Below are 24,108 nucleotides of genomic sequence, written 5' to 3' on the forward strand. Positions count from 1 at the left end.
ATCTTAGGTATGAAATATTGGTTATTAACCGTTCTGATATCTAATTACTTGCTTTTAGCCTGCAGTGGTGGTTTAAAGGATGAAATTGAGCCCAACGTTCTTTCATCTTCCACCGAACTATCATTGTTTAGTTTAGAATATAAGCAATCTGTTTTCAATACTTCCATTGATGGAAATACAGTTAGGATTGATCGCCCTATTCCATGGGTAGTTGAGGAGTTATATGTGAGTGCTCTGATTCTTTCAAAAGGAGCAAAGGCATCGGTTAAAATTGGAGATGCTCTCCGTTTGGAGGATTCGTCTATTGAAATAGAGGTGACAGCAGAAGATGGTGTTACAACCCAAACTTATTCTTTGACATTTGAGCGGTACGATTACCAATCAATTGTTGAAAAGCATGGTCGCTTACAGGTGGAAGGAAATAAAATTGTTGGTAAACATGGTCAGGCCGTTAGCCTGGCCGGGAACAGCTTTTTCTGGAGTAATGAAGGATGGGGAGGCAATCGTTTTTATAACGCTTCGGTCGTATCCTGGTTGAAGCTCGATTGGGGAGCCACCATAGTACGTGCCGCAATGGGGGTTGATGAATGGGGTGGTTATTTGGAGAAACAAGCAGCAAATAAAACCAATGTCAAGAAACTGGTTGATGCAGCTATTGAGGAGGGATTATATGTCATTATTGACTGGCATTCACACCATGCTGAAGATTACCCGGATGATGCAGTGGCTTTTTTTAAAGAGATGGCACAGGCCTATGCCGATTATGACAATATTATTTATGAGATATATAACGAGCCATTGGATGTATCGTGGGATGATGTGATTAAACCTTATGCTGAGAAAGTGATTGCTGCAATAAGGGAATTTGATAAAGATAACCTGATTGTCGTAGGCACTCCGGAATGGTCGCAGCGTGTTGATTTAGCTGCACAAAATCCTATTACTTCTGATAGCAATGTGGCCTATGTAATGCATTTTTATTCGGTGCATCACACCCAATGGTTGCGTGACAGAACCACAGCAGCCATAGCTGCCGGTTTACCAATAATAGTAACAGAATGGGGCTGTTTGGGTTATACACAAAATGATCCGGAAACTATGAAATGGATGGAATGGTGTAAAGAAAACCAGATAATCCATTGCAACTGGGCTGTCAATGATAAAGAGGAAGAATGGTCAATTGTGAAGCAGGAAGCACCAGTCAATGGGGTCTGGAGCGAACAGGTACTCACACAATCCGGTAAGCTGGCACGTTCCATTATCCGAACGTGGTAGTTCTTAAGTAATAGTTAAATAGTTTCAAAATATTATAAAACAGTGCATATGAAGAAGGTAATAGTTATTCACTTGATGTTGCTCATGGTTGGATCTTTGCAACTACTGGCTCAACAGCAGCAGAAAGATGTTGAGAAAAGAATTGATGAGATAATTTGCCAGCTCACCCTTGAGGAAAAGGTAAAGATGTGTCATGCCCAGTCGAAATTTAGTTCACCGGGAGTGGAGCGTCTGGGGATACCGGAAATATGGATGTCGGACGGGCCACATGGTGTGAGGGCAGAGATAGAATGGGATAGTTGGAACTACGCCGGGTGGACCAACGACTCATGCACAGCATTTCCGGCCTTAACATGTCTGGCTTCCACCTTTAATCCTGAGCTGGCCTATAAGTATGGTGTTGCCATTGGTGAAGAAGCCCGCTATCGTAAGAAAGATATACTGTTGGGACCTGGGGTTAACATTTATCGCACACCTCTTAATGGACGTAATTTTGAATACATGGGCGAAGACCCATATCTGGCGTCAGTGATGTGTGTGCCTTATATTCAGGGTGTTCAAGCCAATGGCGTGGCAGCTTGTGTGAAGCATTATGCCCTCAATAACCAGGAAGTATGGCGCGGACACATTAACGTAAAGGTGAGCGATCGTGCGTTGCATGAGATTTATCTGCCTGCTTTTAAAGCTGCGGTGAAGGACGGCGAAGTTTGGTCTGTAATGGGAGCCTATAATCAATACAATGGTCAGCATACCAGCCATCATAAGGTGTTGATTAATGACATCCTTAAAGGCGATTGGGCATTTGATGGTGTGGTGGTGACTGACTGGGGAAGTGCGCATGATACAAAGGAAGCTGCTTTGAATGGACTGGATATTGAAATGGGGACCGGTACCGATGGTTTAACATCGTCCACTGAGAATGCATACGACTATTATTACCTGGCTAAGCCATTTTTAGAGATGCTTAAAAGTGGTGAGATTGATGAAAGCGTTGTGGATGATAAAGTGCGCCGAATCCTGCGATTAATGTTTCGAACAAATATGAGTAAGGCACGGCCTTTGGGGCGAAAGGCTAATCAGGAGCATTTTGATGTGGCACGTGAGGTAGCACAGGAAGGTATTGTCTTGTTAAAGAATCATAAGAGCTTTTTACCATTAGACCCGGAAACAACCCAAACGATTGCTGTTATAGGCGAGAATGCTACGCGTATGATGACTATTGGAGGAGGTTCGTCAGAGCTAAAAACGGTGCATGAAATTTCACCTTTAGAAGGCATTCAGAAACGATTTGCAAAGGCCAATATTATTCATTCCATGGGATATGCATCAGGGCCTTCGGCATACGGTCGAGTGATACCTTCTCACCTGGATACTGATTCACTGAAACAAGCGGCCATTCAGGTAGCAAAAGAAGCTGATATCGTCTTGTTTGTGGGTGGTTTAAATAAAAATCACGAACAGGATTGTGAAAACGGTGACAGAAAAAGCTTGAATCTGCCTTTCGGACAGGATGAGTTGTTAAGTGAAATCATGGCTGTTAATAACCATGTTGGGGTGGTATTAGTGAGTGGTAATGCCGTTGCCATGCCCTGGCAAGCGCAGGCTAAAGCCATAGTGCAGGCCTGGTACCTGGGTAGTGAAACAGGTCATGCTTTAGCGGATGTGCTTTCTGGTGATGTCAATCCATCAGGTAAGTTACCTTTTACATTTCCGGTAAAACTGGAAGATAACGGCGCACATGCCTTTGATGCTTTATCTTATCCCGGCGATGGGGTTGATCAGGTATACAAAGAAGATATTTTGGTAGGCTATCGCTGGCACGACACTAAGCAGATAAAGCCACTGTATGCTTTTGGGCATGGATTATCTTACACCTCTTTCAAGATACATGCTGCAGAGGTGGAATCAGCGCAATATCAGCCTGGCGATGCTGTGCAACTTTCTGTGAATATCAGTAATACAGGCAAACAGGCAGGTGCAGAAGTGTTGCAGGTATATGTCCACGATAGTAAAGCCGCCGTAATGCGGCCGCTTAAAGAACTGAAAGCATTCAGGAAAGTGAAGCTGGCGCCTGGTGAAAGTAAATTGGTGGAATTTAGTATTCCGGTTGATTCATTTGCGTATTACGACGAAGATAAAGAAGAGTGGCATCTTGAAGCCGGACAGTTTAAGTTAATGGTAGGTACCTCATCTCAGGATATCAGGAAAACATTACCCATTGAAGTTAAATAAAACAGGATGGCAGTTGCTTTGTCATTGGAATAACCAAGGATGAAGTAGCTGCTGCCATAATATCATATGTGGCATTTAAGTATGAAGTCAGCACTTATTTTCATATTGGGGTATATCTTTCTATTGCTGTGTTTTGAGCTGCCAGCCCAGGAGCTAAAGGTTATGACCTACAATATTAAAAATGATTATCAGCAAGAGGGGCTAGACACCTGGGAGCTCCGTAAACAGGAAATGGCCCGGTTACTCAACGATGAATCACCTGCGATAATTGGAGTTCAGGAGGCTTTGCTTAATCAGTTAAGTGATCTGCAGGCTCATTTAGATGACTATTGCTATATAGGCGCTGGAAGAGATGACGGGAACACAGCAGGTGAGTATTGCGCCATCTTTTATGATACCACACAATTAAAGGTCATTCAAGAGGGTACCTTTTGGCTTTCGGACACACCGGACTCAATAAGCATAGGTTGGGATGCCGCTTATCCAAGGATTTGTACCTATGGCTTGTTTCAACATCACTCGTCCGGCAAAAAAATGTGGGTGTTTAATACGCACTTCGATCATATCGGATTAAAAGCGAGAGAAGCATCGGCCAGGCTGATTCTATCGAAGATGAATCAATTAAACAGCCATCAGGAACCGGTTTGTGTAATGGGGGATTTCAATGCAGAAGAGCAGGAGTTGTGCATTAAAATACTTAAAGTTCAGCTTAGCGATACCCGTGATGTAGCCCTCTATCCCGGAAAAGGTCCGACAGGAACTTTTAATGGTTTTGTTGATTCGCCTATATCCAGGCGGATAGATTATGTTTTTGTGAAGCATTTCAATGTAGAACAGCATACGCATATTGATCGGCGAAAAGCTAATGGGAGGCATGTTTCTGACCATCTGCCGGTTGCAGCCATCATTGAGTTCAATATAGACTAATAATTCAGGATAATAATGGTAAAATTCTATAAATTACAGTTACTCGTTTTGAGTATGTTTGTACTTTTATTAACAAGTTGCGATAAGTACATTATCAATAGCAATAAAGTGACTTATGATGGTTATGAATTTCAGGTACTTTCACCTGGTTTAATAGTCGTACAAAAAGAAGGTGTGCATATCGCCACTGTTAATGATGAATTCCCAAGTTGCGATTTTCAGGTGGTGCAGAATGGTCATCAGTTGGAGTTGCACACCTCAAAATGTCGTTTGGTTTATACTCCCGGTGAAGAGGCACTAACAGAGCGGATTCAAATTATCTATGAAGGCATCATTGGACAGGTGCAAACACAAATTGGTCAAATTGATAGACTAAACCTGGGGGGAATCATCAAATCGGTGGATCGCTGTGATGGTAGGCTCGAATACAGTGAGTACGACTATACATCTGCCGCAAAGCCTTTGGAAATACCCAAAGGATTGTTGAGTCAGCGGGGTTTTACAGTTCTTAAATCGGTTGATGGCACTCTGAAACATAGTGACACAGATGGTATGGCAGATGCTTTATTTATCTTTTGTTATGGTTCTGATTACAAGAGTGCATTAAAAGATTTCACGCAACTTAACGGGCAAGTACCCTTATTACCCAAATGGACATTGGGCACCTGGTTTAGTCGCTACCAGCCATTATCAGCCAATGATTATAAAAACATCGTAAATCGTTTTAGGAAAGAACAAATTCCAATTGATGTAATTGTACCGGACATGAACTGGCACATTGATGGTTGGTTTGGCACCCGTTATGACCTGGAGAAGTTTCCTGATATGAAAGGTTTTTTTGAATGGACACACAAGAATGGTATTCATGTGGGCTTTAATCACCACCCTGGAGCTGTAATTAGAGATGATGAACGTGCAAAAATGTTTTGTCAGCAAGCCGGGCTGGATTATGATTCGCTGCTGCAGGCAACCATTAAGCAATATGAAGAATCGGGCTGGGAATTTATTGAAAATGCCTTGTTTTACGGCGAAGGCAACCCAGATCATATTAAACCGTTCTTTGATGTTTTCTTGTCACCAATCATGGATGAAGGATTGGATTTCCATTGGGTCGATGGTACGCCTTCTACTAAGAACCTGGAGCAATATTACAAACTTACGGAATTTCATAACCAGCAGAGAGCCATTGTTTTAACACGACAGGTAGCAGGGAGTTTTGATCATCATCGCTATCCAATTGGTTTCTCGGCCGATAGTTATATAAGTTGGGAAAGCCTGAAATTCAACACAGAGCTTACCGTGATGGGAGCAAATAATGGCGTGTATTGGTCGCACGATATTGGAGGTCACATGGAATGCTTTGGAGATATAGAATACAGCGAGCTTTTTACACGCTGGGTACAAGCAGGTGCTATGTCGCCTTTCTGTCGCCTGCACGCTACCGGCGGTGTTGAATGGGATAAGCGTTTGGCACATTGCCGTCAACCATGGAAATGGGGCGATAAAGTGTTAGATGCGACTCGGAAAATTTTGCAGTTAAAATATAAATTAATGCCATATACTTACTCATTGAATCGCCAGGCACATGATGATGGTTTGTTGATTTGTCATGGGATGTATCTGGATTATCCCAGCGATGCACAGGCTTATCAGTACAGTCAATCGCAGTATATGTTTGGCCCCTCTGTTATGGTGGCCCCTATTATATCACCAGCCGAGGACCAAAAAGGATTGGATGGTAAGGCAAAACACAATGTTTGGATACCCGAAGGGACATGGTACGATTATTTTAGTGGGGAAGCCATTAACGGACCTGTTGAAACCCTGGTTGCTAAACCCATAGATGAAATGCCTTTATATATTAAAGAAGGAGCCATTATTCCTATGATGAATTACATGGACTATACAGATCAGAAACCTCTGGAGAATCTGACAATTGAGTTTTATCAAGCTACCAGCTCTATGGCAACGTCTTTTGATTTATATGAAGATGATGGTGTCTCACTAGCTTACCAAAATGGTAAGTCTCAGTTTACCACTATTGAATACGCGTATCAACAAGGTCAGGGAACTAAGGTTGTTATTTATCCAGTCAAAGGGCAGTATGAAGGTGGTGTTAAAGTACGTAATTACAATCTGGTGTTTAAATACATTAAGCAGCAGCCTTCAAGAGTGCTGTTAAACGGCAAGTCAATAAATGAAGATGCAATAAGTTTTGAAGGAGATAGGCTATCTATAACGGTTAAAGACTATAATGTAAATGAAAGGTTAACCATTGAACTGTAGTTGTGAGTGTGGCCCTGTTGATACATTTTGTTTAAGTGTATTAATGGGGCTGTATAGGCTTATATTACATATAGACCACCTTGAAGGTTTTTTAGACAGAAACAGTATATTAATTCAACTGAAAAACATATCAGTTAAAGGACTAATACAGTCTTCTTAAGCCACTGCCTTTGATATCGCAACCGCAAAGGTATGTCGGACGGTGTGATTAGCAAAAGCGACGCCTGATTGCTCAATGGATGAGCATGATTTCCTAAGCAGGCGGGTGAAACACAGCTGTATTTCACATTGTTTATAAGCCATTTGATTATTCTGCGATGTTTATGGAAATACAGCCAAGTTTCCCTCCTTTAGAGGGCATGCCCATCCATTTATTCCGCTGCCAGTCGCTTCCTTTTGCAAATGACACCAACCCTGTTTAATGAGTGGCTTACGCGATATCAAAAGCCCCAATCCATACCAGATTAATAGATATCATTCAGCTGAGGAGGGTTGGAATTAGTTATTATTTCTGACTTTGAAGCTGTGTTAATGCAATGGTTAAATTAAACTCTTACGAAGTGGATGCAAGATGTGTTTTTAGGTACCTAAAAACGGAAGGACTTGCCCGGTGGGACTGTGATAAAATGAGAGTAACAAATTAATAGTATTCTTCCAATGGCGCACAAAAAAAACGAAATGGCAATGCATCATTTTGTATAGAAGAATCAACCAGCAAACAATAGGTTTTTTGGATGATTAGGTATTGCTATTGTAGTGGTTAAAGAGTTTATATCGAATGGCCTAAGAAGCTTGCATGTGCTTAAGCTCAAGCAGCTCTTTGTTGAGTTCATAGTTTTTCTGCAGGCGAATCCAGAATTTGGCATCAATGCCTAATAGCTTTTCTAATGCAATAGCAATTGGGATAGTAATACCTCTTTTGCCCTTTAATAGGAGGCTTATATGAGACTTATTGTATCCGGTTGCCTTAACTAAATCTATTTGACGGATATTTTGTGCTTCCATCTCTTCAAGAATGGTTTCACTGGGGTGAAAAACATCCCCGGGAATCATATCGTTGGCTAAATTTTTCATTTCTGATAATGTTTTGAAATTTCATTGATTAAAATGATTTCCACAATAAGGTCATCATGCTGTTCATTCATCGGAATGAATAAAAGCCGATAAGTTCTGTTTAAACGGATGGAGCATTCTCCTTTACGGTCACCTTTAAGGAATTCAAAATTTAAACTTTTGAACTGATTTAATTCTTCAAGATGTTGGATGCTTAGTAATATCTGCATCTTACGTTTAAACTGTTTTATCACATCTTTTTGAAACGGTAACTTTCCCTTTATCTCATCTAAAGGGGTTGTATAGAAGTATTCTAATTCATTCGTTTTGAATTTAACCTTCATATGTCAAAAGTATTTTAAAGTTTTCATTTCTGCAAACTTTTGGATTGAATGTTTGCAAAAATGAAAACTATTCTACATGCCTAATTTAGTTTTAAGTACCATCATATCCTCTGAAATTTTGCTTTCCAGCACTCTGGCATAAATCTGCGTTACTTTTAAGGAGCGATGTCCTAAAAGTTTGGAGACTGTTTCAATGGGCACTCCGTTAGAGAGGGTGACAGTAGTAGCAAAGGTGTGACGGGCCATATGCATCGTCAGGTTTTTCTTGATGTCGCAAATGTCAGCCAGCTCTTTCAGGTAACTGTTAAGTCGCTGGTTGCTTGAAACTGGCAATACACGCCCCTTCAATAGTGTTTCAGGATAGTCGGCATATTTGTTGAGAATATGCATGGCATTTGGGAACAGCGGTATGTGACAGATCGATTTCGTTTTAGTACGTTTAATAATAATCCAGAGGTTTCCGTCATTTCTTGTCTGGAGGTGTTCCTTGTTTAGTTTGGCAATATCAGCATAGGCTAATCCGGTGTAGCAAGCAAACACAAATATGTCTCGTACAATAGAAAGTCTTTCCAGGTCAATGGCTTTAGTCTCTATCCGTGCCAGTTCATCTTTAGTTAGAAAGTCTCGATGAGCCTCCTCTAGTTTAACTTTAAATTTAGAATAAGGATTTTTGCGAATATGATCCATCGAAATGGCTAGATTAAGCACTCTTCGCAGATGTTTGTGGTAGTTCCAGGCCGTATTTTGATGGATGCCATATGTGGATTTAAGATACATATCAAAGCGGTTCAGAAAATCGTAATTGATGACATTAACCGGCATGTCCTTACAGGATAGCTGTTCGGACATGAATTCAGCCAGTTTGCTGCGCGATACGCGATAGTGCTTTAAGGTTTCAAAGGCATATCCTTTTCCCAAGTTTGTTTCCATTGTATGTAAGTAGTAATCAAATATTTTTAGCAAGCCAGGCACTTCACTAATGCCGAGGTAGCGCTTTTTAATGGTATGGATATCGAATGGTTTACCTAACGAGACCAGTTGGTTATAGAGATCATAGATATTGGTTGTCATTTTTGTGAGGCGGTTATTATAGACCTTTGCTCCCTCAATGCCAGGATCTATCTTTTGAGCAACTTCATTCCAGTCATTGGGAGAAATAAAAATCCCGCTCGACAGTTCCATCCGTTTCTGGTTCAACGTCACCCGTATGTAAATCGGGCAAGAGCCATCTTTTTTGGCTTTTGTTTTTTTAATCACAAAGCTACTTATCAGTCTCATGTCAGATAGTTTTTTAAGGAAGTGAGAATAGGTCTCGCTAAAGACTTAAATTAAGACCGATTTATTCTGACTTCCAAGTTCAAAATATATCAAAATGAGTCGAATAATATTTTGTGAGTCAGTGAGATAGGATTTGCCGAGACCTATTTTGTCTGAAAAAGCAATAGGTCTCGATTTAGTCCCTTTTAACCCCTGTTTTGATGCTTTTTTGTGGGTTTTTGCTAAAAAGAAAAAGCGCTTAAAATGTTGATTTTAAGCGCTTTTGTGTAAAAATGAATTCTTCGAGTGTGCCCAGAACAGGACTCGAACCTGCACGTCATTGCTGACACTGGTCCCTGAAACCAGCGCGTCTACCAATTTCGCCATCTGGGCTTGCGGCTGCAAATGTAGAACCAAAAACTAAATTCACAAAATGTTTTTGGGTAGGAAAGAAAAAAAAAGCACATTTAGCTGCGGTGTTTTGTTTCAATGGCTTACTAATCAGTATGGCTACACCTATGCATTTTTTTATGAAAAAAAACGTGTCTTCTGCATAGCAAAGGACATAAGGTTTTTCTAATTGCCATTAATAATGTACTTTCGCACACGATTTCCATGAATTATATTTTAAAGAATAGTTATATGAACAAAATTAGTTATGCCCTTGGTATGAACCTGGCGCAAAATCTGAAAGCATCAGGTATTGAGACGATCGAATATGCAGAATTTACAAAAGGGCTGGAAGCTGCTTTTGAAGGTAAGGAAACTCAAATGTCAGCCGACGAAGCTAATCAAACATTACAACAGTTTTTTGGTGAGCTGCAGGCTAAGCAGGCAGAAGCGGCTATTAAGGCCGGTCAAGACTTTTTAGCTGAGAATGCTAAAAAAGAAGGCGTGGTGACTTTAGAAAGTGGTCTTCAGTATGAAGTGATTACAGAAGGTAACGGAGCTAAGCCAAGCGCAGCTGATCAGGTGGAGTGTCACTATCATGGTACTTTAATTGACGGAACTGTATTCGACAGCTCTGTGCAGCGTGGCGAGCCTGCTACATTCCCTGTAGGTGGTGTTATTCAGGGATGGGTTGAAGCGCTTCAGTTAATGCCTGTGGGAAGTAAGTGGCGTTTATTTATTCCATCAAATCTGGCTTATGGTGAGCGTGGAGCCGGTCAGCACATTGGACCTCACACTACACTGGTATTTGAAGTTGAGCTATTAGCTATTAAGTAAGCATAAACCGTATTTTCTAACTTAATCAGGTGTGATGAATGGCATTTGCTTCAGCTTCGTTTGAAAGCCGGCATGCGATGAGTGACACCTGGCCAATGTAAACTAAATAATTAACAGATGAAAGTAACAAATCTACTAGCTGCCTTTACTTTAATCATTATGGTATTGGCTTCGTGTACAAAAGTTCCGAACACAGGAAAAATGGATTTTGCAGACCAGACAGATAGTGTGAGCTATGCACTGGGTTATCTTCAGGCTGCTAATTTAAAGAAGCAATTTGATCGTTGGCCATTAGAGGTTGATTCTGTTGCTATGAGGGATTTTGCGAAGGTGATGGCCAAGCAGGAAATCAATAAGGCTAACCTTGAGCACCTGAAAGGGATGTTCAATGACATTAGTGAAGATGCCTTTATGAGAGGTTTCCTTAATGAATTCGTCTACAACAAAAATCCTTATTTCACCGAGATGACCGCTGATGTTTATCTGCGTAAGGTGATGGAAGAAATCCGTAAGGTAAAAGACGCTGAACGTGCCGAGAAGGCAGCTGCTAATTTAGCTGAAGGACAGAAATTTTTGGAAGAAAATGCGAAGCGTCCTGAAGTGAAAACAACCGAATCGGGTTTACAGTACGAAGTACTGGAAGAAGGTAACGGAACAGTGGCTACTACCAGCGATCGTGTGAAGTGTCAGTACCATGGTACACTCTTGGACGGTACCGTATTTGATAGCTCGGTAGAGCGTAAGGATACAGCTCAGTTTGCTGTAACAGGTGTTATCAAAGGCTGGACTGAGGCTTTACAATTGATGCCTGAAGGAAGTAAGTGGCGTTTATACATTCCGGCTGACCTGGCTTATGGTGAGCGTGGTTCGGGTGCTAAAATTGGCCCTAATGCGGCGCTTATCTTTGACCTTGATTTGATTGAAGTAGTGAAGAAGAAATAGCTTTCGCTAAGCGAGAATAAAATAGAAAGGCCTTGAGTATTTTACTCAAGGCCTTTCTATTTTTGGCTATCAGCCATCAGCTAAAGGCTTTTAGCTTTTTTAAATACCTTGTTTGTTGTTGGTAAACTCCGAAATCAGGTCCAGCTTAAGTTCCTTAAAGAGTTGATGTACTTCATTCATCCGGTCAATGGTTAGCTGCGTCAGGTAGGCTTGTGCTTTTTTAGGATTCTTCGCCAGTAACTCCTGCGCCTTTTTATCTACTTCTGCCTGCTCGGCAAAGAAACGGGCTTCCAATGGATCACGCTTCTCCAGCACCATTTTGTGGGCATCCTGCCAGCGTAGGTACATCAGGTTATCCACAAAGTCCACAGCCCAGCGTATGCTGTTCTCCTGATAGTAGGCCGGGTCATATACTTTGTAACACTCGGCCACATCAGTAGCACCTGTATAAATGGGTACATAAGCACTGGTGTAGGCATTATCCACATAAAACCAGTAGATGCCACCTACTTCATCGGGCAGCCAACCACGCAACTGGGCCACCATGCCGTATTCACCACGGGCGCGCGCCACATTACGACGGCTGTTAATGTTCATGACACGGCGCATTTCCAGGGTTGGGAAAGGCGTGGCAAAAGCACTTTTTGTCAGCTGTCCTTCTTCGTTGGGGTAATACCAGGCTTGTACATTCTCTTTGTCGTAGATGGTGCCTTCGAAGGTGGAACGCTGAAAGGCCATCACGTCCTGCACCGATAGTTTTCGCTCTGGTTTAACTGAGAATGGGTAGATGGAAAGTGGCTCAACATACTGCGTGTACTGATTTTCGCCTTCCCATACCGAGTTGGTAAAGCGGTCGGGCCACTCGGTATAGTTAGGTGCAAAGGTGGCATAAAACAGCCAGAAGCGTGAGGTTGACCATTCACGCGGAATGGGAGAGTAGGCCTCCTGCCAGATAAACGGACGGGCTGATGCCGGGTTGTACCAGCCACGGTCAATGGCTTCCTGCATGTAGTTGGGTGAAGCGCGGAAATTAGCTGTATCCTCCAGGTCAATTTGCTTGATGATGCTCCAATTTGGGATGATCATAGCATGGTCGTCGGGTACGCGCTGGGCTGCCCAAATGCAGCCAGGCTTACCGCTGTCTTTCTTCCAATCATTTCCCACACTAAATACTTCCAATACCCAAATCTCTTCGGTATCAGCAATCACCAACGATTCACTCTCGTCCACACACGAGGGCAGAAAACCATAGGTTTCCAGCAGACCGGTAATGAGTTGTAAAGCGTCCTGTGCAGTGGTGCAGCGTTGCAGGGCAAAGGCTTGAGCCTGTTCAATGGTCATTATTTGTTCGCATATCGAACGGTCAAGCATCAGTTCGGGGCGCTGGCTCAGTGTACTCTCACCAATGGCCAGCTGCCTGGAATTAATTTGTGGGTAGGCCGTTTGAAAATAGGTGTGGGTTTGCTCCACCTGTGGAATATGGCCTATCACCTCACCATAATCGCCCAGCGGACGACCCGACTCAACCATGCCCCAATAAACAGGCGCTTTCTCTCCAGCCTTAAATTGTTGGCCAGGCACCAGGTGCAGGCGGCAATCGGGGCCTGCATCGGTATGAGATACAATAACCGAACCGTCGGCCGATGCTTTTTTGCCAATGGCAATAACGGTGCAGGCATATAAATGGCTATACCCGGCAATGAATACTAATAAGATAGATATAAGATGCTTCATGATTGTATTTTTAACTGTTTATCAATTGTTTAGCGGAAGATAAAGCCTTCCTTCAATGGGTCGTTTGGAGCAAACCAAAATTCATTTTTGCCGGTCAGGTGAGCGGTGCCGCTAACCTCGGGTATCACAGCCTGGTGGGGGCCGTAGGTCGTTGTTTCTGTCACCATCACATCCATGGTTGTGCCTAATATGCTTTCGATGGTAATGCTTTCACCTGTTTTTAATTCACCTTTGGCATGATGAAGAGCCGCACGTGCACTTACCCCCGAACCGGTGGATGAACGGTCTACCTCGCCCTCGGCAAAGATGCAGACATTACGGCTGTGATGCATGGGGTTATTGGGTTTGCCGGTAAAGATGGTGCCATATAAAAAACTGAGATCCTCTTCAAAGGGATGTTTAATGGCGTAATGTTCCATCACTGAATATTTGATACGTCGTCCCCAGTCAATAAGCTGGTTATAATCACTCTCCTGCATGCCAATGCCCAGCTTATCGGCATCCACAAAGGCATAAAAAGCACCGCCATAGGCCACATCAAAGGTCACTTCACCAATTCCTTCCACATGTATCGTCTCGTCTTTAATGAGCAGGAAGGACGGAACATTGAGGAACGAAACTTTTTCAACCCACCCATTCTTCCGATAGGCTTTAGCGCGGATTAATCCCGGAGGGGCATCAATCACCAGCTCTGGTTCATGGCCTTCTTTTTCGATCATACCCGTATCAAACACCAGTTTGGTAAGGGCGATGATGGCATGGCCACACATGGTACTGTAACCCTCGTTGTGCAGAAAGAATGTGCCGAAATCGGCTTTGGGCGTGATGGGCTCAGTGATTATGGCACCATACATATCAGCATGGCCGCGTGGCTCAAATAGGGTGCCCGTGCGGATATAGTCCAGCTCATCTCTGAAATAGCGCCGTTTCTCCAAAATGTTTTGACCTTTTATTGGTGGTAAGCCTCCGTAAAGTACGCGCAGGGGTTCACCACCCGTATGTAAATCAACGGTTTGTATGCGGAGCCAATCCTTGGGCGGATGCCAGCTCCAGTTAGTAAGGTTGATCATTAGTTTTTTATTAGTTGGTTAGTTATTAGGCAGAGGGCAGAAGTTGGTACCTGGTGCTTGGTGCACTGTGCACCAGACACTGAATAATTTATACCATGCAGTCGAACTGTTATCTGCATTTTCTGCGCACTATGCACCTCGCACTATATCATCAGCTATAAAGACACTTCTTCACCCAAATCACCCTCGCGTGCTTTTTCGTATACCAATTTGGCTGCAAATAAATCAAAGGTACCTTCACCTACGGTTTTAAACAGGCGCGTCTCTCTGAAACCTAATGCTCCCGGTTCGTTTAAGAGTAGTGAGATGTGTTTAATCTGCTCGGGGCTAACCAGGTGGTTGCTGAGCGGAAAGAGCAAATCACCACTTTCTGTTTTACCGTGTTCGGCATCAATCCATACACTATCAATTAATCGGAAGATGGACTCTGGTATCTCCCGCATATCAGGCTTATAGGAGCCAACACAAATAAAACACTTGCCAACTATCAAATCTTCCAGGTTGGGTATCACCGGTTCCGGGGAAGTGGTAGCTGTTACCACCACCTCGCAGTTAACGACTACCTGTTGGGCATCTTCACACAGTGCCACATCTACATTGGGGCATTTTTCGGCCATAAAACTGATAAAGTCACTAATCACCTGCGGGGAACGATCATATACATACACCCGCTCAAAGTCGCGCTCGTGACAGGCCATCCAGGCAATGTGACGGCCTTGTGCACCGCCACCGATAATGCCCAGTGTAGTTGCCAGTGGATCGGATAAATGACGAATACCTACACAGGCTACAGCCGCAGTGCGCATGGCGGTAAGCTTGGCTCCATTAAATAGTGCCAGTGCTGCGCCGGTAGCACCATCGTTGAGCAAAACTGTACCGTTAATCACTGCCTTTCCATGATGGCTGTTGCCCGGAAAAACAGATACCAGCTTGGTGGCAAACATATCAGGCCCCACAGCAGGCATCAACAACAGTGTGTTGTCGTTAATGTCAACATGCATGCGATTGGGGGTGAAATAGTCCTGGTCGGCCGATGCTCTTAAGGCCAGTTCCATGATGTCTGTCCACAAAGTAGGCGTGGCAGCCTGCTCAATAACCTGTGAAGATAAAATTCGCATAAATCGGATTTAAAAAGCTTTTAATCGCTCTTGTTCAACATCTTCGATGGTTTTTGGCAGGGGCTTGCCTAACAACCGGTATCCTTGTTCGGTTATCAGAAAATCCTCCTCATTGCGGCAACCACCAAAATCTTTGTATTCTTCAAGTTTATCGAAATTTAAGAACTCTGTCAAATGTTTTTCCGATTTCCATTTATCAATTAGCTGTGGGATAAAGTAAATACCAGGTTCGATGGTGAGTACAAAACCCGGCTCCAGCTTGCGGCCCAGGCGCAGTGACTTCATACCAAACTGCGTGCTTTTTGCCTCATTGTGGTAGCCAACATATTGTTCGCCCAAATCCTCCATGTCGTGCACATCCAGCCCCATCATATGTCCAAGCCCGCAAGGGAAGAACATGGCATGAGCACCACACATAACGGCATCGTCAATATTACCTTTGGCAAAGCCCAGGTCTTTCATGCCTTGCATCACCACACGTGCCGACTCCAGGTAAATCTCTTTAAAGGCTACACCGGGCTTTAGCATCGATATCGCTTTTTCGTGCGAGTTTAAAGCTACCTGGTAAATGTCTTTTTGGCGTGCTGTAAAAGTTTTTGATACCGGGAAGGTGCTTGACATATCACCGGCATAGCCCATGGAGGTTTCGGCTCCGGCATCCAGTAAAAATAATTGGCCTTCTTTCAGGGTGTTGCCGTGGTAATGGTTGTGTAATGTTTGTCCGTTGATGGTGGCAATAACCGGGAAAGAGATACCGCCATCTTCAGCCAGAGCTATACGTTCCACTTCAGCAGCAATCTGTGCCTCTGTCATACCCGGACGAGCCATGCGCATGGCCGCCAGGTGCATATCTACTGTGGTGTTCACCGCTTTTTCTATTTCAACAATTTCTTCGGCTGATTTGTAGTTGCGCTGTTTAATAACGGCCAGGACCAGCTCCAGCGAGGCTTTTTCTTTTACTTCTGAGGGCTGAATACTTAACCATTCCAGTAGCTTAATCTTGCTTTCGCCGCGGTAAACAGGCAAAAAATGGATGGGGCGTCCGGCCGCTTTGGCTTTTTCCAGTGTTTTTACCAATTCTGATGTTGTGCCGGTTTGTTGCACGCCACATGTGGTAGCTCGTTGGGCAATGGTAGGCTGGTTGCCCATCCACACAATGTGATCAATGGTGTAATCATCACCATAAATGGCTGATTCACCTGACTCAGCATCTACCACCCCAACTAAATCGGGGTGATTTAATCCAAAGAAATAGAGGAAGCTGCTGTCCTGACGAAAGCGGTAGGTGTTGTCGGCGTAGTTCATCGGACTTTCGGTGTTGCCAATAAACAGGAGCAGGCCTTTGTCAACATCCTGGGCCAATTGCTGGCGGCGTTTGATATAGGTGTCTTTACTAAACATATGGTATTGGTGTTATTTTATTTGATAATTTTTAGGTGGTTGGATGCCGTGCAGGTGCTTCACAAAGAAATCCCAACGTTTTCGAATCAGGTACTTATCGTAATACACCTGGCTATGGTCTTTATTGGGGATAAGCAATAATTCAAAATCTTTATTGGCTTTAATCAACTCAGCAGCAAGTCGCATAGATGCTGTGGGATTCACGTTCTGATCCTGATCGCCATGTACCAGCAGCAAGTTTCCTTGCAGGTTTTTTGCGTGCGTGTAATTGCTCTGGTCGTCGTAGTTTTTACCCGCCGGGTAGCCCATGTATAATTCGGGCCACCATGCCTTGGCAGAGCGATGATCATGATTGCCGGCAGTTGCTACTCCCACCTTATAAAACTCAGGATAGGCCAGCAGGGCACGTGCTGCATCATAACCCCCTGCCGAGTGACCGAAAATACCAACGCGGGTAGTATCTATCCATGGATATTGACCGGCCAGTGTTTTAATGGCTATCATTTTATCTGGTCCGCCAATGTCGCCCAGGTTTTTATACGATACATCATGAAAGGCTTTGGAACGAAAAGCGGAACCCATACCATCGATATTGACCATTACAAAACCAAGCTGGGTCATGGGTGTGTCATCGTTAGACAAACCGCGGTAAAATGTTTTGGGGGCACGTATGGTTTGCGGGCCACTGTAGGTGCCTTCAATCACCGGATATTTTTGATTGGGATCAAAATTATTGGGCTTGAATAATACACCGTAAATATCAGTCTTGCCATCGCGCCCTTTTACTTTAAATGGTTCTGGTTTTTGCCAGCCCATGGCAATTATCTTGGAGATATCACCCTGCTCAAGCTGTGCCATCACGCGGCCATCTTTACTGCGTCTTAGTACAGCTATGTTAGGCTCTTCAACGGTTGAGTAGTTGTCAACAAAATAGTCTCCCTTTGTGCTGAAGAAAACTGTATGGTGTGCAGCTTCATGCGTTAGTTGTGTAAGGCCTGTTCCATCAAATCGGATAGAGTAGAGCAGTGGATAGTATGGATCGATGCCAGGTTCTTTATCACCTGCCGTGAAATAAATGCGTTGTGATTTTTCATCGATGTGTTCGATGCCTCGCACCACATATGTGCCTTTCGTTACCTGATTGATGACCTGGCCTGTCTGCTGATTGATCCGATAAATATGCTGCCAGCCATCGCGCTCCGATAGCCACAGCAGTTCGTTGGATGCATCAAGTATTCTAAGGTCATTTGTGTTGGGGTCAACGTAAGTGGCAGCGCTTTCTGTAAAAACGGTACGCACCTGGCTGCTGGCAGCTGTTACTTCGTATATATCCACCGATTGGTAACCTCTGACAAAACTGACCTGGTAGGCTCTGCTGCCATCCTTTGTCCAGTTGAAGCCATAGGCCAAAAAAGTAGCTTTAGCCGGTATATCGAGTAGCTGGTAGCTGTTTTTTTCAACGTCTATAAGAATAAATTCAACGGTTGGCACAATGCTGTCGCCGGCAATGGGTCGCTCATATTCACGTACTTCGGCACGATGACCTTCATCTGGTAATACTTTGTACAGATACAAGTTGCGGGCTTCTCTTCTGTCGTATTTACCAGCAATGATGTATTTACTGTCGGGGCTCCAGCTAATGTTTAGCTCTAATGGGAGGTCGCTTTCCAACTCAATATTTTTAGTGGAGTACCACGATGGAGAAACACCGTAGCCATATGCTCGTGTGCCGTCTTGGGTCACTTGTACCGAATCGTTTCCTGTTTTAAGCCAGAGATTATAATCATGCACAACAGCTGTTTTTGCTTTATCCGGAGAAGTCGATGCCAGTTGCTGAGTTTTTTTACTAACAATCTTTTGCAACGTATTCTGCTTAATCTGGTAGCTGTATGGTAGTTTATTGGCTTTGAAAGTGAGTGTTTTACCGGTTTTATCTATTTCTATAGAAGTAATGGGCAGTTTATAGGGTTCTACTGTCTTATCAAGCTCGGTAGCCAATAGCTTAGCCAGCTTTTGTTGATCGAAAAGTGGTGATTTCGATCCGTTTTTCATCTGGCATTTGATGTATTCAGTACCATTTTTAGTGTTAATTGAGTACCAGAAAAAAGTTGCATCCTTCACCCATTGAGGATTGACCCATGAGCGGTAATACTTTTTGGTAATGTTGGACGAGATAAAAGCTTCAGCTCGCTGATAATCTGTTGTGTCGATGCTAACCTGGCCTATTGCCGAGGCCAGATTGCATGCAACACCTAAAAGAAAAAGAATCTTCTTCATTGGTTTTGATTTACTTATAAACAGTTTAGTTTGTTTTAGACCATTGCATGTACCAATCCGGGCACATGTTTATTGGGAGATGGCATATGCCATCAAATCAGCAGAAGTACTTAAATCAGGGATATCAAAAAATCCAGCATTCGAACAGGCCCATGCCGAAACGGCCGTACAGGCTAATTAATGCGATGGATGAGATAGTAAAATGCAATGTAAAGTGCCCCTTAAGTGCAAGGCGCTTTGTGGTAACAGTTTTATATGCTGTCAGTTGATTCATTGCATGTTTGTCTTTGAGAATCGCAATGTAATAAATTCAAATTATTTCGGCGCATCAGGTACCGAAAAAAATACGAAAACTGATATATAACATGAAAATGAAACTAATACAACAAAGGCCCTCGCGCATGCAAGAGCCTTCATCTATTTTTTCAATTAGACGCTTTAGAACGTGTACCGAAGACTCAATGATAGTCCCATACTGAAATGTTGATTAGTTGATCCAAACCCGAAAAGTGGCATCGAGTCAATACTCATATTTAGAGGTACTTCAACAAAATTGTATTCAATACCGATTTGTCCTCCCAATCCCAGGTAGGCCCCTGAATCACCACTTCCGTCGTATTTACTGTTGTAACTCCACGAACCCAATGATGCTGCTGGTCCTGCGTACCAGTTAAAGCCATTTTCTATGGCCCACACCCACTGATAAGCACCGGCCAGAATAAAACCATTACCATCGTTATTGGAATGAAATCCAAGGTCTGCTTCAATGCGGTTGTAGTTCGACAGACCATATTGATAGGTTACCTGCGAACCGAAGGTATTACCACCACCCAGCCTGGCTCCAAGAGCATGCTGATTTTTTACTTGTCCGAAAGCTGTCATCCCTAGCAGGCTAACAGCCAGCAAAATAAAACTCTTCTTCATTTCTAAAATTAAGGTTAATAAACTACTTTGCTTAGGCTTTGGCTTTTTGCTGCGGTATTTCCATGTTGAAAAGGGCTCCTTGTCCAACTTCGGATTCAACCCATATTTTTCCATTATGCTCATTAATGGCCATCTTGCAAAAGCTTAATCCTAATCCATTAGAGTTGGCCTGGCCCGATTTCTTGGTGTCAATCTGCTGATAAAGGTCAAATATACTTTCCTGAAACTTTTTTGATATACCTGGACCTTCATCCTGCACCGACAAAAGTAGTGTTTTTTCTGATGCATCAGGTTTCAATTGACCCCTGAGTATAATTTTACCATTTACCTGGCTGTATTTGATGGCATTGGTCAGCAGGTTAATGTAAACACGTCTTAGTATGTCTTTATCTACCTGTACAATAATGGAGTTAGTCAGGTTGATTATCTCTATTTGATTGTCTTTCAGTAAGAATCTAACTTCGTCAATGGCTTCGTTAACCAGCTGTCTTATATCGCATTGTTGGTAGAACAGTTGAAGTGAGTGTGTTTCGTATCTGCGTACATCCAGAATATTCTCCACCAGGCAAAGCATCTGTCGGCTGGCACTATTAATATGCTCAAGGTATTCTGCTTCATTCAGCGATGACAGACCTATTATTCCGTTTAGCGGATTTTTAAGGTCGTGTACAATCATATTGATAATATTTTCCTTGAATGATTCCAGTTTTTTGTTTTTAGCCAACATTTCCTGCAGTTCTGTCTTTTGTCGTTCAAGCCGTTCTTTTTGACTTAAGAGCGTGGCTGTTCTTTCGGTCACTTTTTCCTGCAGAAGTTTTTTGGTTTTTTGGTATTCTCTTACACGCATCAGGTGCAGTGCTAAAATGATGCCGGTGATTATTACAAAAAGTGCGATATAGATCCTGGTGGAGTGCCACCAGGGCGACATCTTCTGTATTAGCAGATGTTTTGCAGAACTTTCAATAAGCTGATTATTGACGTCGCTTATAGGGTAAATGCTTAACTTATATCTGCCGGGTTTCATATTCAGAAACGCAATTTCACCATCAGTATAAAATAGTTTGCTGTCTTTTTTGCCGTTTTTAAGCGTATAGGCCACTTTCTTATTATCTGCAGATTTGTAATCAATTGTTTTTGCAGTAACACTAAAAAGTTCGATGTGAGATGGAATGGTAAGTTCTGAAATGTAATTAACTTGTTGTTGCAGTGGTTCCTCGCCATTGTAGGTGTCGCCTGGTTTAACAGGCCTGTTATAAACTTTAAATTCACTAATGAATAGTGATGTATTGGTGATGTTTGACTTGTATTGTTGTGGCGAAACAGCATTAAAACCGTTGGTCCCTCCAAATAAAAAGTTGTTGTTGGAGAGCTTGAAAAAGGAACCAGGTAAAAATTCTCTATCCTGAATATTTATACTGGTGACCTTTTCAATTGTCTTATTATGTCTGTAATAACGGTAAAGCCCTGTTGAGCAGCTTAACCACAACGCATGTTCATCGTCCTCAATAATGCCATAAACATCCATGTTAATTAGTTCATCGCTGATAGGAATAAAGTCCTTTATTTCATCAGAATATTCAAATACACCTTTATTGGTGGCTAAAAAGACAGTAGAGTCGTTGGTCAGACAGCTACTATAGCATATGGTTGATATAACAGCGTTGAACATCTGTCCAGTGCCAGATGATGTATTAATGCGGATGACACCCTTTCCAGTGCTTGATAGCCAAATGTTTTGACTGTCAATTATTTCTATGTGCAGGAAGTCTAGTAGTTCATAATTATTCTGGTAAACGACTTTGATTTTTTCAAAGTTGCTGCCATCAAATTTATAAACACCTCCATCAACCGTAGCAACATAGTTAATAGTATCATTGTACGATTTTAAATGTCGGACAAAATTACTTTCAAGTGCACTGTTAGTCTTGTTATAATTAATGATCTTATTCTTTTTTAGATCGATGCTGTACAGTCCATTATTATAGGTGCCCGCATATACTATCGATAATTCAGTGTTTGTTGATAAAGAGGTAATCGGGTAGTCTTTAAGCAAGTGAAGTGCTTTTCGGTATATCTGAGTTTGGGCTATACTGTTGAAATCTGTGTCAAGTATTGCCAGTCCACTTTCAGTTCCAATCCAAATGTGTTGATTGAAATCTTTGGCAAAACAGTTGACGTTTTTATTGGGGATTAATTGGTCTTTGTCATTGGGCGATATATGACGGATGCCATCGTCTTTTAAATAAGTTTTACTAAACCCATCTTTGTAGTAACCAATCCACAAAATCCCATCTTCATCCAGGTATAAACTCTCTGTCTGATTACTGAATAGTGCATCATCATTTTTTGATGCTTTTATTACTTGTGCCTCCAGGTTATCTGGATTGATAATAATGAGGCCACCACCATCAGAACTAATAAACAAGCCAAACTCGGGGTTGTAAATAATATCAGAAATGCTGGCGCTGGTTAACGTTTTTTTTAGTTGCTTAGGTATTGGTATTAGCTGGAAGTGCTCATCTAGTATGAATAATCCCAAATAGGCTGTACTAATCCAATAGCGCCCCAGGTGGTCTTTGGTTACTTTTGTTATGTTCTTGAGAGGCACATTTATTTCTGCCACCTTTTTGTATGCACCGCTTTGCGTATTAAGCTCAATTATTTCACCATTATCTGTAAATACCAATAGCAAATGTTCATATTTCTGGATGACGGCTCTTATATCGGCCGAGTTTCTTGATAGAACTTCGGTAAATGTGTAATGGAAGAAATGACCATTGCCGCTGGTTTGGCAGAGTCCGAAATTGGTTCCTACCCATAAATAGTCGTCAAATACTTCTAAGCAATTGATGTAATTATCACTAACGCTTGCGTTAGATAATTCTTCAGTACCCCGGTAATGTGTGTATTTTCCATTCTCAATATTAACACTAAAAAGTCCATCACCCCATGTGCCGGCCCACAGGGTATTATCTTTAAATTCAGTTATGGCAGTGATAGTGGTGTTGGTCGCACCCGCAGAGTCGGTGAAGAAGTGGCTTAAAGGAATAAACTCATGGCCAGTAAACAAATCAACGCCTTTTGCTGTGCCTATCCAAACTAAATTATTTTCAGCCTTATAAAAGCAGGTTACGGTGCTGCTTGATAATCCATCATCAAGGTGGTAGCTCCTGTATTTTTTAGTAACACCGGCTACCTGAATGCTGAATAATAACAGAATGAGTATGAAGTAGGCTTGTGGGCGCATTTTGAGTTGCTTTAATAAATCGAATAGGGCATTGGATTCAGTATTAACAAATCAATAGTCAATTTAACTATTTATAACTATTTAGTGTAATCGTTTGGCATGCTAATTGGAATATTCTTGTCAGATTTTTTTTCATAGATTTGGGTTAGGTTATTGAATAGGACATGAGCAACGGCTTTATGTCCTTTTCTTTTTTATTGAACTAACATTTTTTGTCCCAATCTGTTCGCTGTATCTTTATCAATCAATTCTTCTACAAGAGCTAAAGAGAATGTCATAGCACTGCCTATTCCGTTGGCAGTAATGTATTGCCCGTCTTTAACGACAGGTAGTTTAGTATAAATGGCTTTTTTGAGATGTTTCTCAAATCCTGGATAGCAAACCGCTTTTTTACCGGCTAATAACCCCAGTTCACCAAGAATCATTGGAGCTGCACAAATGGCACCAATTAGTTTTTTATGAGCGTCAAAATCTAAGATTACCCTTTTCAGGCCATCATGAGTCATCAGGTTAGAAGTACCTGGCATGCCTCCAGGTAGCAGCAATGCGTCAAAGTTCGAATAGCTGATTTCATCAAATAAATAATCTGCACTAACTGTTATAGCATGCGCTCCTTCAACCTGCTTACTTTGGCAGACTGATACAGTTGTTACCTCTATATTTGCTCTTCGGAGCACGTCTACAGGAGTTAGTGCTTCAACTTCCTCAAAGCCTTCGGCCAAAAACAAAACTACTTTTTTCATTGGAGATATGTGTTTATATCAAGTCAATACAAAATTAAGCAAAGCAAGGGA

General features: G+C 42.4%; 17 protein-coding genes and 1 tRNA gene. 6 read left to right on the forward strand and 12 right to left on the reverse strand.

The features are described 5' to 3' along the window. The first annotated feature begins 9 nt into the window (after positions 1-9). The 4 genes from KEM09_RS08440 to KEM09_RS08455 all read left to right on the forward strand — a co-directional run bounded on the left by KEM09_RS08440 (position 10) and on the right by KEM09_RS08455 (position 6,720). The gene (locus tag KEM09_RS08440; protein ID WP_212227565.1) at positions 10-1,275 is read left to right on the forward strand and encodes a cellulase family glycosylhydrolase; all 1,266 of its coding nucleotides are present in this window, start codon (positions 10-12) and stop codon (positions 1,273-1,275) included. 48 nt (positions 1,276-1,323) lie between these two features. Next, positions 1,324-3,507, forward strand: a complete 2,184-nt coding sequence (locus tag KEM09_RS08445) for a beta-glucosidase (protein WP_212227567.1) — start codon at positions 1,324-1,326, stop codon at positions 3,505-3,507. An 81-nt stretch (positions 3,508-3,588) separates the two neighbouring features. After that, on the forward strand, positions 3,589-4,434 hold the full coding sequence (locus KEM09_RS08450) for an endonuclease/exonuclease/phosphatase family protein (RefSeq protein WP_212227569.1): 846 nt from the start codon (positions 3,589-3,591) through the stop codon (positions 4,432-4,434). A gap of 54 nt (positions 4,435-4,488) precedes the next feature. After that, the gene (locus tag KEM09_RS08455; RefSeq protein ID WP_212227571.1) at positions 4,489-6,720 is read left to right on the forward strand and encodes a glycoside hydrolase family 31 protein; all 2,232 of its coding nucleotides are present in this window, start codon (positions 4,489-4,491) and stop codon (positions 6,718-6,720) included. Positions 6,721-7,503: 783 nt separating this feature from the next. Here the strand turns inward: KEM09_RS08455 and KEM09_RS08460 are convergent. The 4 genes from KEM09_RS08460 to KEM09_RS08475 all read right to left on the reverse strand — a co-directional run bounded on the left by KEM09_RS08460 (position 7,504) and on the right by KEM09_RS08475 (position 9,767). Further along, the gene (locus KEM09_RS08460) at positions 7,504-7,794 is read right to left on the reverse strand and encodes a HigA family addiction module antitoxin (RefSeq protein ID WP_212227573.1); all 291 of its coding nucleotides are present in this window, start codon (positions 7,792-7,794) and stop codon (positions 7,504-7,506) included. Then, positions 7,791-8,117 carry a type II toxin-antitoxin system RelE/ParE family toxin gene (locus tag KEM09_RS08465; RefSeq protein ID WP_212227575.1) on the reverse strand — a complete coding sequence of 109 codons (327 nt, stop codon included), beginning with the start codon at positions 8,115-8,117 and terminating at the stop codon, positions 7,791-7,793. Before KEM09_RS08465 ends, KEM09_RS08460 begins: the two co-directional genes overlap by 4 nt. Before the next feature lie 72 nt (positions 8,118-8,189). Beyond that, positions 8,190-9,395, reverse strand: coding sequence for a site-specific integrase (locus tag KEM09_RS08470; RefSeq protein WP_212227577.1), 1,206 nt, complete (start codon positions 9,393-9,395; stop codon positions 8,190-8,192). 288 nt (positions 9,396-9,683) lie between these two features. Next, positions 9,684-9,767, reverse strand: a tRNA-Leu gene (locus KEM09_RS08475). Between the two features lie 249 nt (positions 9,768-10,016). Between KEM09_RS08475 and bamJ (KEM09_RS08480) the strand changes: the two genes are divergently transcribed. Together bamJ (KEM09_RS08480) and bamJ (KEM09_RS08485) are read left to right on the forward strand one after the other, a co-directional pair. After that, a complete protein-coding gene (gene bamJ, locus KEM09_RS08480) occupies positions 10,017-10,601 on the forward strand; it encodes a BamJ family beta-barrel-assembly machinery protein (protein ID WP_342344000.1) in 585 nt (194 codons plus the stop codon). Positions 10,602-10,718: 117 nt separating this feature from the next. Continuing rightward, complete coding sequence (gene bamJ / locus KEM09_RS08485; protein WP_212227581.1) at positions 10,719-11,543, forward strand: BamJ family beta-barrel-assembly machinery protein; 825 nt, start codon at positions 10,719-10,721, stop codon at positions 11,541-11,543. A gap of 99 nt (positions 11,544-11,642) precedes the next feature. Here the strand turns inward: bamJ (KEM09_RS08485) and KEM09_RS08490 are convergent, their stop codons facing one another. From KEM09_RS08490 to KEM09_RS08525, 8 genes are all read right to left on the reverse strand, one after another. After that, the gene (locus KEM09_RS08490; protein ID WP_212227583.1) at positions 11,643-13,277 is read right to left on the reverse strand and encodes a dipeptidase; all 1,635 of its coding nucleotides are present in this window, start codon (positions 13,275-13,277) and stop codon (positions 11,643-11,645) included. 29 nt (positions 13,278-13,306) lie between these two features. Further along, entirely contained in the window at positions 13,307-14,347 is a 1,041-nt protein-coding gene (locus KEM09_RS08495) for a proline racemase family protein (protein WP_212227585.1), read from the reverse strand. 155 nt (positions 14,348-14,502) lie between these two features. Continuing rightward, the gene (locus KEM09_RS08500; RefSeq protein ID WP_212227587.1) at positions 14,503-15,465 is read right to left on the reverse strand and encodes an ornithine cyclodeaminase family protein; all 963 of its coding nucleotides are present in this window, start codon (positions 15,463-15,465) and stop codon (positions 14,503-14,505) included. Between the two features lie 9 nt (positions 15,466-15,474). Beyond that, positions 15,475-16,866: an aminopeptidase P family protein gene (locus KEM09_RS08505; RefSeq protein WP_212227589.1), complete on the reverse strand. Its 1,392-nt coding sequence runs from the start codon at positions 16,864-16,866 to the stop codon at positions 15,475-15,477. A 12-nt stretch (positions 16,867-16,878) separates the two neighbouring features. Further along, on the reverse strand, positions 16,879-19,143 hold the full coding sequence (locus tag KEM09_RS08510; protein ID WP_212227591.1) for a S9 family peptidase: 2,265 nt from the start codon (positions 19,141-19,143) through the stop codon (positions 16,879-16,881). 438 nt (positions 19,144-19,581) lie between these two features. Next, a complete protein-coding gene (locus KEM09_RS08515; protein ID WP_212227592.1) occupies positions 19,582-20,067 on the reverse strand; it encodes a hypothetical protein in 486 nt (161 codons plus the stop codon). A gap of 31 nt (positions 20,068-20,098) precedes the next feature. Then, entirely contained in the window at positions 20,099-23,314 is a 3,216-nt protein-coding gene (locus KEM09_RS08520; RefSeq protein ID WP_212227593.1) for a sensor histidine kinase, read from the reverse strand. 194 nt (positions 23,315-23,508) lie between these two features. After that, positions 23,509-24,057 (reverse strand): DJ-1 family glyoxalase III, encoded by a 549-nt coding sequence (locus tag KEM09_RS08525; protein ID WP_212227594.1) that lies wholly within the window; start codon positions 24,055-24,057, stop codon positions 23,509-23,511. Between the last annotated feature and the right edge of the window lie 51 nt (positions 24,058-24,108).

This window comes from Carboxylicivirga mesophila, assembly GCF_018271975.1.
GTDB lineage: Bacteria > Bacteroidota > Bacteroidia > Bacteroidales > Marinilabiliaceae > Carboxylicivirga > Carboxylicivirga mesophila.

Coding starts and splice junctions, on each gene's coding strand:
- KEM09_RS08440 (WP_212227565.1), top strand. CDS start 10: ATGAAATATTGGTTATTAACCGTTCTGATATCTAATTACTTGCTTTTA.
- KEM09_RS08445 (WP_212227567.1), top strand. CDS start 1,324: ATGAAGAAGGTAATAGTTATTCACTTGATGTTGCTCATGGTTGGATCT.
- KEM09_RS08450 (WP_212227569.1), top strand. CDS start 3,589: ATGAAGTCAGCACTTATTTTCATATTGGGGTATATCTTTCTATTGCTG.
- KEM09_RS08455 (WP_212227571.1), top strand. CDS start 4,489: ATGTTTGTACTTTTATTAACAAGTTGCGATAAGTACATTATCAATAGC.
- KEM09_RS08460 (WP_212227573.1), bottom strand. CDS start 7,794: ATGAAAAATTTAGCCAACGATATGATTCCCGGGGATGTTTTTCACCCC.
- KEM09_RS08465 (WP_212227575.1), bottom strand. CDS start 8,117: ATGAAGGTTAAATTCAAAACGAATGAATTAGAATACTTCTATACAACC.
- KEM09_RS08470 (WP_212227577.1), bottom strand. CDS start 9,395: ATGAGACTGATAAGTAGCTTTGTGATTAAAAAAACAAAAGCCAAAAAA.
- bamJ (WP_342344000.1), top strand. CDS start 10,017: ATGAACAAAATTAGTTATGCCCTTGGTATGAACCTGGCGCAAAATCTG.
- bamJ (WP_212227581.1), top strand. CDS start 10,719: ATGAAAGTAACAAATCTACTAGCTGCCTTTACTTTAATCATTATGGTA.
- KEM09_RS08490 (WP_212227583.1), bottom strand. CDS start 13,277: ATGAAGCATCTTATATCTATCTTATTAGTATTCATTGCCGGGTATAGC.
- KEM09_RS08495 (WP_212227585.1), bottom strand. CDS start 14,347: ATGATCAACCTTACTAACTGGAGCTGGCATCCGCCCAAGGATTGGCTC.
- KEM09_RS08500 (WP_212227587.1), bottom strand. CDS start 15,465: ATGCGAATTTTATCTTCACAGGTTATTGAGCAGGCTGCCACGCCTACT.
- KEM09_RS08505 (WP_212227589.1), bottom strand. CDS start 16,866: ATGTTTAGTAAAGACACCTATATCAAACGCCGCCAGCAATTGGCCCAG.
- KEM09_RS08510 (WP_212227591.1), bottom strand. CDS start 19,143: ATGAAGAAGATTCTTTTTCTTTTAGGTGTTGCATGCAATCTGGCCTCG.
- KEM09_RS08515 (WP_212227592.1), bottom strand. CDS start 20,067: ATGAAGAAGAGTTTTATTTTGCTGGCTGTTAGCCTGCTAGGGATGACA.
- KEM09_RS08520 (WP_212227593.1), bottom strand. CDS start 23,314: ATGCGCCCACAAGCCTACTTCATACTCATTCTGTTATTATTCAGCATT.
- KEM09_RS08525 (WP_212227594.1), bottom strand. CDS start 24,057: ATGAAAAAAGTAGTTTTGTTTTTGGCCGAAGGCTTTGAGGAAGTTGAA.